This window comes from Vagococcus sp. WN89Y, from assembly GCF_052220145.1.
GTDB lineage: Bacteria > Pseudomonadota > Gammaproteobacteria > Enterobacterales > Enterobacteriaceae > Kosakonia.
This window is the reverse complement of sequence record NZ_JBQPOM010000012.1, coordinates 208,548-218,103: the sequence shown is the minus strand read 5'-3', so window position 1 is coordinate 218,103 and position 9,556 is coordinate 208,548. Positions and strand designations below refer to the sequence as shown.

The window sequence follows — 9,556 nt, the reverse complement described above, 5'->3', positions numbered from 1 at the left end:
CCTGTCTCAACAGTACCGCTTTCGAGTATACTCTGCCGGCAGAGTTGTCGTTTATTCACACTGCGCTTATCGTACCTCTGGAGAGTGATTTTGCGTGTTAGCCGTTCTTTAACCATTAAACAAATGGCCATGGTTGCCGCCGTGTCGATGGTGTTTGTTTTTGTTTTTTGCGTGATTCTGCTGTTTCACTTCTTGCAGCAGAATCGTTACAACACGGCTACGCAACTGGAAAGTATCGCCCGCTCGGTACGTGAACCGCTGTCGGCGTCAATTCTGAAAGGCGACATCCCGGAAGCAGAGACAATTCTTAAGCAAATCAATCCTGCCGGTGTGGTCAGCCGTGCCGACGTGGTGCTGCCGAACCAGTTTCAGGCGCTGCGCATGCGCTTTATCCCGGAACGTCCGGTTCCGGTGATGATCACCCGCATGTTCGAGCTGCCTATCCAGATCTCGCTGCCTATTTACTCGCTGGAGCGGCCCGTTAATCCGCAGCCGCTGGCTTACCTGGTGTTACAGGCTGACTCGTATCGCGTATATAAATTTATCATCAGCACGCTTTCAACGTTAGTAACCGCTTACTTACTGTTGACGCTGATGATCACCGTAGCGCTCACCTGGTGTATCAACCGGCTGGTGGTGCATCCGCTGCGGCGCATTGCCCGTGAGCTAAACGACTTACCGGCGCAAGATCACGTCGGGCATCAGCTGGCGCTGCCCCGCCACCATTATGATGACGAAATTGGTATCCTGGTGCGCAGCTATAACCGTAACCAGCAAATATTGCTGCGCCAGCATGAAGAACTTAATCTCCAGTCGACGCAATTTCCGGTCTCCGGGCTGCCCAACAAAGCGTTTTTGCTGGCGCTGCTGGAGCAAACCCTTGCCCGGCAAAAGCCGACGGCGCTGCTTATCGTCGCCTGCGAAACCCTGCAAGATACCGCCAGCGTGTTGCAGGAAACCCAGCGCGAGATGCTGCTTTTGACGCTGGTGGAGAAGCTGAAATCTGTGCTTTCGCCGCGTATGGTGCTGGCGCAGGTCAGCGCCTACGATTTTGCGATTATCGCCAACGGTGTCACTGAACCCTGGCACGCCATCACCCTGGGTCAGCAGTTACTGAGCGTGATTAATGAGCGCGTGCCGCTCCAGGGTATACAACTGCGCCCCGCTGCCAGCATTGGCGTGGCGATGTTCTCCGGCGACCTGAATACCGGGCAGCTCTACCATCGGGCGGTGTCTGCGGCGTTGAGTGCGCGTCGCAAAGGGAAGAATCAGATAGCTTTCTTCGATCCTGAGCAGATGGAGCTGGCCCAGCAACGTCTCACCGAGGAGAGCGATATCCTTAACGCGCTCGAACAGCGCCGTTTCGCCGTCTGGCTTCAGCCGCAGGTGGCGATGACCAGCGGCGAGGTGGTGAGTGCTGAAGCGTTGTTGCGTATGCAGCAGCTGGACGGCAGCTGGGGTCTGCCGGAGGGGTTAATTGAGCGCATTGAGGCCTGCGGTTTGATGATTACCGTGGGCGACTGGGTGCTGGAGGAGTCCTGCCGCCTGCTCAGTGCGTGGCAGGCGCGCGGCATCATGTTGCCGTTGTCGGTGAATCTTTCGGCCCTGCAACTGAAGCATCAAAACGGGGTGGCGAGCATGCTTGAGCTGCTGCACCGTTATCGTATCGCGCCGGGTACGCTTATCCTTGAAATCACAGAAAGCCGCCATATTGACGATCCGCAGGCGGCGATGGCTATCCTGCGCCCGCTGCGTGAAGCCGGGGTGCGTATTGCGCTGGATGACTTCGGTATGGGCTATGCCGGGCTGCGGCAGTTGCACCATATGAAGTCGCTGCCGATAGATGTGCTGAAAATTGACAAGCTTTTTGTCGAGGGGCTGCCGCAGGATAGCCAGCTGGTATCTGCGATTATCTCTATGGCGCACAGCCTGAACCTGCAAATTATTGCCGAGGGCGTAGAGAACGAGGCGCAGCGTAGCTGGCTTGCTCAGGCCGGTGTGGAAATCGCGCAGGGTTTTCTGTTTGCCCAGGCCTCGCCTGCAGAAGAGTTCGAAAGACGCTACTTTTCCCCATTAGATAATGCTGAAAACCGGTAACTTGTTACGGCATTGTGCGAGTCAGTTCAAATTTTTAACATTGTTGTTGCGTATTTGAGGTTGATATATTTCTGTCGTGTTTGACGGGTGTTATTTTGAAACCGCAGGCTAACCGAAAACCCTATAAAGCCTGAGGTTAATTTCAAGGACACCTTATGAAAACCTCCCTGTTTAAAAGTCTCTATTTTCAGGTCCTGACAGCGATAGCCATCGGTATCTTACTTGGCCATTACTACCCTGAAATAGGCGAGCAGATGAAGCCGCTTGGTGATGGCTTCGTCAAGCTCATCAAAATGATCATCGCTCCCGTTATCTTCTGTACGGTTGTCACCGGTATCGCCGGCATGGAAAGCATGAAGGCGGTCGGTCGCACCGGAGCGGTTGCACTGCTGTACTTCGAAATCGTCAGTACGCTGGCGCTCATCATTGGTTTGATTATTGTTAACGTGGTGCAACCTGGCGCCGGGATGAACGTTGACCCGGCAACGCTTGATGCGAAAGCCGTTGCGGTTTATGCCGAGCAGGCACAGCAACAAGGGGTGATTGCCTTTATTCTTGATGTTATCCCCGCAAGCGTAATTGGCGCGTTTGCCAGCGGTAACATCCTGCAAGTGCTGCTGTTCGCCGTGCTGTTTGGTTTTGCCCTGCATCGACTGGGCCATAAAGGCCAGCTGATTTTCAACGTTATCGAAAGTTTTTCGCAGGTCATTTTCGGCATCATTAACTTTATTATGCGCCTTGCGCCGATTGGTGCGTTTGGCGCGATGGCCTTCACCATTGGTAAATACGGTGTCGGTACGCTGGTACAGCTTGGTCAGCTGATCATCTGTTTCTATGCCACCTGTATCCTGTTTGTGGTTGTCGTGCTGGGCAGTATCGCGCGAGCCACCGGCTTTAATATTTTTAAATTTATCCGCTATATCCGTGAAGAGCTGCTGATCGTACTGGGAACCTCTTCTTCTGAGTCTGCGCTGCCGCGTATGCTTGAGAAAATGGAGCGCCTCGGCTGTCGTAAATCGGTGGTCGGGCTGGTCATTCCAACCGGTTACTCCTTTAACCTGGACGGTACCTCTATCTACCTGACGATGGCGGCGGTGTTTATCGCCCAGGCCACGAACAGCCATATGGATATCGTCCATCAGATAACGCTGCTGGTGGTGCTGTTGCTCTCCTCGAAGGGGGCCGCAGGCGTGACCGGAAGCGGCTTTATCGTACTGGCCGCCACGCTCTCAGCCGTCGGGCATTTGCCGGTCGCGGGCCTGGCCTTGATTCTGGGCATCGACCGTTTTATGTCAGAAGCGCGTGCGCTGACCAACCTGGTCGGTAACGGCGTCGCCACGATTGTTGTTGCCAAGTGGGTGAAGGAGCTGGATCAGAAACAGCTGGTTGATACGCTCAATAACCGTGCAGATCGCGGCAAAACCCAGGAAATGTCTTCATAATTTCGCCTGTTAAACCCGTAGTCCCTTGTGGGGCTACGGTTGCCTGCGCATAATGTCCCCTCATTCACGTCACATTTCGTGATGAATTCACGGAATATTTTGCTTTGCGCGGTGACGATTTGCTTTTCCTGCGGTCTAAAAGCGAAGTGTTTGACGTCTATTTCAGCTCCCGTTATGCGGGCTGACTTTTAACCAGGAATGTTGATTAGGGGTTCACATGCAGGGCACAAAAATACGATTAGTAACAGGCGGTTTGCTGATGCTGGCGGCTGTCGGTTATGTGCAGGCAGATGCGCTCCAGCCAGACCCTGCCTGGCAACAGGGTTCACTGGCAAATGGTTTTCAGTGGCAGGTTTTAGCCACACCGCAACGCCCAAGCGATCGCATTGAAGTTCGCCTGTCTGTTAAAACCGGGTCGCTCAGCGAAAGCACACAGCAGAGCGGCTTTAGTCACTTTATTCCGCGCATTGCACTTACCCATAGTGGCCGACTCGATCCTGCACAGGTACGCTCCCTCTGGCAGCAGGGCATCGATCCTAAACGTCCTCTGCCGCCCGCAGTGGTTTCCTATGAATACACGCAGTTCAACCTGAGCCTGCCGAATAACCGCAACGACCTGCTTAAAGAAGCGCTGGTGTATCTTGCCGATGCGGCGGGCAAGCTGACCATTTCGTCAGAAACCATCGATAACGCCCTGAGCAGTAACGATATGGTGGCGACCTGGCCGGGTGATACCAAAGATAGCTGGTGGCGCTACCGCCTGAAAGGTTCTCCGCTGTTGGGTCACGATCCGGCGCAGGCACCGAAAGAGCCGATGGATGCGGAGCAGGTCAAAGATTTCTATGAGAAATGGTACACCCCGGACGCGATGACGCTTATCGTGGTGGGCAACGTTGATAGCCGCGCAGTTGCAGAGCAGATTAATAAAACCTTTGGCGAGCTAAAAGGGAAGCGCGAAACGCCTGCACCGGTACCGACGCTGTCTCCTTTGCCGCGCCAGCCGGTGAGCCTGCCAACGGACGCGGTTTCTCAGGATCGTTTGCAGATTATGTGGGATTCCGCCTGGCAGCCCATCCGCGAGTCGGCGGCGCTGGAGCGTTACTGGCGCGCGGATTTAGCGCGTGAAGCGTTGTTCTGGCATATCCAGCAGAATCTGACGAAGAATAATGCTAAAGACCCTGGCCTCGGTTTTGACTGCCGGGTGCTCTTTCAGCGCGCCCAGTGCGCCATCAACCTGGATTCGCCAAACGACAGGCTTATTGCCAACACCGGCATGATTGCCCGCGAGCTGGCGAAAGTGCGGGATAACGGCCTGCCGGAAGAGGAGTTTAAGGCGCTTATCGCACAAAAACATCTGGAACTGCAGAAGCTGTTTGCCACCTATGCACGCACCGGCACCGATATTCTTATCGGCCAGCGGATGCGCTCGCTGGCAAATCAGGTGGTGGATATCGCGCCGGAACAATATCAGAACCTGCGCAAAAGTTTCCTCGATAGCCTGACGCCAGAAATGCTGAACCGCGATTTGCATCAGCAGCTGTCGCAGGATATGGCGCTTATCTTATTGCAGCCCAAAGGCGAGCCTGAATTTAATATGCAGGAACTTCAGGCAACCTGGGACAGCATTATGTCGCCTGTAACGCCAGCCGCTGGCGCTCCTGCGGGGAGTGACGATGTGCGCCCGGATGTGTCGGATATCCCGCCGCAGCAGTAAATCCTATCCTTTAAGCGCTGAGGCGTAGTGCCTCAGCGCCAATGGTTACAATGTGCTGCTGATAGCCTGGCGCGCAACCAGCGTCATGACACTGTGTTGGTAAATAGCGTCACTGTTCGCGTGCGGTTTCTTTGCGGATGCAATAGCGCGCCTGAAGCGTACCTGGGCATCAAAAGCGCGCCCTTCCGCGAGATCGCGGATGATGGTTGACAGGATTTCGGCATCATTCATCAAGATATTTGCAAATAACATAGGATCGGTTGAAATCGAGTGAATGACTGCCGGGTGAGATAATTCTCCATCAATACCTTGCGCATGGCGAAGTTGTTCCACAAAGTCGATGAAGTTTTTCTTTTCAAAAAGCATTGGGATTTCGCTGTCTTCAGTTCGCGGATCGAGATTTTCAATAAAAACGTCAAGTAGATCTTGCCCGTTGTGTAATTGCCCTTTTGGGGGAAAATAATAGGAGAACATATCACCGGTATTCGAAGTGATATGCGTTATTTCATGATTAAGATCGTCGGAAAGTCGGCTCGCGTAATTTAGCTCGGGGGGCTCATCATCACTGATCTCTTCAATTATATCTTCATAAAGTTCACCTTCATCGTCACTCTCTTTTTTCGCTGCATCTTCACCGGCGGCCTCTTTTTTTGCTGTGCCTTCATCAACTGAAACCAGCTGAACCTTGAATTTATCTCCCCCGCAGACAAGTTCACTATCGAGAAACGCATTTTGATAACGCTCTGCATTAATAAAGATGCGTTTTTCCGGGTCAGGAATCATAACAAACGCGACGGGAGAATTTATCAGCGACTCTTTATCTAATGGCGATATATATTTTTCAGCGTCAACAGAATCGGGGATATGGTCGGTTGAAATAATAATGAAATTACTATAATCAACATCTTTTGAAGCATTTAAAAATACATCTCCACGCTCTACAATTAACATAAGTCTTTTAAAGGCTTCATTTATCACCGCGGGTTCGTGCGTATCCAGTATGCCGGAAAGATATTGTCCAACATCCGTATTTATTAACTGCTCATGGTGCTGAAGGCTCCATAGCTTATTTCGCACGAGTACATGGGCCATGCTGCTTGCTCTGATATTTTCCTCAAGTTTTAAGCGCAACTGTGCAATATAAGGCGGAATATCGTCGTCGGGTTTTGCCTTTGTACCTGCCCAGGCGCGCCAGAAATGGGGAGATAATATCGAATCCATCAACGCTGTGGCTGCATCAGTGGCACCCTCCACGCTTCCGTCCGGCGGCACTGTCAGCGGTAAAAAGCGCTCCAGTTTCTGTATCTCTGTATGGCTCTCTTTCGGTAGCGTCAGATCGACCGGCTCTTCTGTTATTCTCTGCACTGAACGCCAGTACTCAACATTGTTGGCTGGAGGCGGCAACTGATTATAATTTGCCGATGCGGGGGCTTGCCCGTGAGCAGATTCCGGGTCCAGTTTAGGGCGTTTGGGCCGGGAGCCTGAAGGCTGTGGGTCTTCCGGTAAGTGATAGCGAATATCTACCTGGCTAAGCTCGCCATCATTAAGATGATAATAATTTCCGAACGCTTCGTCTGTTTGCGGGTTAACGATAACGTAGAAGTCGTTTTCCAGTTTTTTAACGCTCACCTCCGGGCCATTATCAGGGAGTTTTGCTGTTAGATAGGTCGTTTTTTGTGCCGCTTCTTTGGTGGTAGCAGCGGCGTTCAGTTTGGCTGCGAGGGCGGCATCGCTGACGCCGGCAATAAGCTTTCCTGCCATCACGCTGCCTTTACACAGCAGTTCAAAGCCAGGGTCCATTGCGCGCAGGCTATTTTTCAACAGGTTTTGAATCTGTGCGCTGGTGGGCAGCGCAATACCTTTCGACATGCTGGCGGCGATGGCCGCAGAGGATGCGCCCTGGCTTGCTTTAAATACGCCGCGACGAATACCCTGCGCCAGGCTCATGCCATATTTCCCGCCCAGCGCGGCGGCCTGGCCTATTACCGGCACAAACGCAAGCGCGTCCAGCATGCAGGAGGGAAGCGCCTGGGCTATCTGTAAACTATCGCCGCTTGAAACACCGTCTATGCAATCATAAAAAGGAATGATGTGTTTTACCGCATGCCATATTTTCTCAGTGCCGGAATAATCATGGCCTGCCTGATAAAGCGTGTCGTAGAAGCTATTACCGTGCTGCTGGCTGAAAAAGCTGCCAATAAAAATGTTGCTCCCTGTTTTTTTAAGACTCAATTTACTGTGTGGATTAACCGAAACAGCAAAACTAAATTCATACCCACCGGCGACTATTTTACCGTCTGTTTGTTGATAGTTTTTCCATAAATGCTTATGGCTGAGGATGCCGTTTTTGATATATAAATCAATATCCCTGTTTATTCTATGCAGCGTGTATCCGCTATTAACACTCTCTCCTCGTTTAAGTGCGTAAATACGCTCCTCATTTTTATTTTTTACCGCAAAAAGATCGGCATGGTCTGTTTCTATGGAAAAATCACCGCTATAAGCCACGCCCCCCATACCTGCAAAGGGTGTTTTTTTAGTACGCATATGTAAATAAGCAGGGTGCAGGACGGCATCGTCAGAATATATAAACTCCGCCTCATCTTTCTGCGCCGAGGTTAATGTGTGGTCTAATAATATTTCATCCAGTTTCTGATAAGCATCCGCAACGTTTCTGGTGATTTTTTTATATTCATCACTCAGCGAGCCTGGCACGTCATCACGTTTGCAGGGCGGCGTATTGCAACATAAATAGCGTTCTTTTGCGCCCTCGCGCACGGTTTTTTTCCACGCTTCTTCGCGCTCATTTTGCGGGTTATGCCTGTCATCACGGTAAACTAAAATAGCGCTTATCGGGCACCGGGCGATAATAGTATCCGCCAGTTGGCCTTTGCTGCGCCATAAATTTAACGCTTCCTGATAAGCGTTAACGTGCTTTTCAATTTTGTCGGCTCGCTGCTGTGCCTTTTTCCAGCCCGCCAGCGCGTCTAAAACCACACTTTGCGCCCAGGGCTTTTTCTCAGTAAGCATTTTTTGCACAGTATCTGGCTTTGTCTGAGCAACAAACCATAACGATGGCGTCACCAGATAAGGCAGCATATCCGCGCTGGCGCCTTCGCTTGCCATTTTTCCCCAAATTGAAGCACCAACGGTGGCGATTTCCGACAGGTTAAACTGCTTAATATTTCCCAGGTCCGCGAGATAATCTGCACCGGTACTAAACGCGAGAAAATTATAGTCGGCCAGCGACCATGTTCCCGCCTCTTTATATTCAGCATCATCAATGGCAGGAATCTCTTCCCGCAAAAAAGTGTGCCACATAGCATTCAGGTTTCCCCACATTGCGGGCGGCACATTGTTGGCAAACAACAAACCTGCGGTATGAAGCTTAGGTAATGACAGCAAATGAGTAAGGCTGCTGAGCGTAAAATAGGTCGGGTATTTATCGGCCACGATTTTACCGGCAATATAATCCCGCAGACGCGCGCCGAGAATTGTGTTAAATACCCAGTTACGGATAACGGCTTTTGCCAGCGAGGCAGACAGCGCCTCGCCAGGTTTGCCGCCATAACGCCCGGCGCCGTAAAGGATTCTCCCGGCAAGCTTAATCACTTTATCTTCTGCTTCGTAGGGCTGCCCGGTGGGAAAAAGCCACACGGCGAGCGTCGCGATTAGCGCTTCTTTGCGCGGTTTTCCGCCGTCGAAACTGCCATTCTCATTATTTAGAAAATCAATGACTTCATGCTCAATCGCTTGTTCTTCAGATAACGTGACGGGCTCCGCGGTGGTCGATACCCACGCATTGTCGATAAGCGCCTGCGCAGCGGGCATGCCATCATAATGCCTGAGCGCAATATCGTTCTGTGCGCCATCACCCGCAGCGGGCGACCTCCAGCGGTTGTAAAACCAGGTCCCTAAACCCCCGGCCAGCGCCAGACCTGCCAGAAAACCGGTGGCTCGCAGCAACGGACGGGCCGGGCAGAAGGTCTGTGACTGCTGGTTTTGTGCGATGGCGCGCTCCACAGCCTGCTGAACCTGCCGCCCGTTATGTTGCACCAGCAACCACTCGGCTTCAGTTTCCGTAAACGCAGGATAGCTATTCCCGGCGGCTTCGCTTTCGTTGCTGAAATAAACCTTTGGCCCGCGATAATCCGGAGCAGAAAGCGCTGCCGCCAGATGCGGCTGGAATACAGTACCGCTGTCGAGCCAAATATGTTGCAAAGAGTCAGGCCAGTTTTCAGGAAGTTTAATAAGAGGGTTGTGGGTTAGCAGGAGTGAAATAATATGAGAGGGTAATATTTCA

General features: G+C 52.0%; 4 protein-coding genes. 3 read left to right on the top strand and 1 reads right to left on the bottom strand.

The window, feature by feature from the left end; genetic code table 11:
- Positions 1-90: 90 nt before the first annotated feature.
- From hmsP to ACTU3N_RS03830, 3 genes are all read left to right on the top strand, one after another.
- Positions 91-2,097 (top strand): biofilm formation regulator HmsP, encoded by a 2,007-nt coding sequence (hmsP, locus tag ACTU3N_RS03840; RefSeq protein ID WP_443084814.1) that lies wholly within the window; start codon positions 91-93, stop codon positions 2,095-2,097.
- A gap of 155 nt (positions 2,098-2,252) precedes the next feature.
- Complete coding sequence (locus tag ACTU3N_RS03835) at positions 2,253-3,539, top strand: dicarboxylate/amino acid:cation symporter (RefSeq protein WP_443084813.1); 1,287 nt, start codon at positions 2,253-2,255, stop codon at positions 3,537-3,539.
- 217 nt (positions 3,540-3,756) lie between these two features.
- Positions 3,757-5,253, top strand: a complete 1,497-nt coding sequence (locus tag ACTU3N_RS03830) for a M16 family metallopeptidase (RefSeq protein ID WP_443084812.1) — start codon at positions 3,757-3,759, stop codon at positions 5,251-5,253.
- Positions 5,254-5,298: 45 nt separating this feature from the next.
- Here the strand turns inward: ACTU3N_RS03830 and ACTU3N_RS03825 are convergent, their stop codons facing one another.
- Positions 5,299-9,474, bottom strand: coding sequence for a hypothetical protein (locus ACTU3N_RS03825; protein ID WP_443084832.1), 4,176 nt, complete (start codon positions 9,472-9,474; stop codon positions 5,299-5,301).
- Between the last annotated feature and the right edge of the window lie 82 nt (positions 9,475-9,556).

Excerpts from the sequence above, each read along its gene's own strand:
- ACTU3N_RS03830 (WP_443084812.1), top strand. The coding sequence starts at position 3,757 with ATGCAGGGCACAAAAATACGATTAGTAACAGGCGGTTTGCTGATGCTG.
- ACTU3N_RS03835 (WP_443084813.1), top strand. The coding sequence starts at position 2,253 with ATGAAAACCTCCCTGTTTAAAAGTCTCTATTTTCAGGTCCTGACAGCG.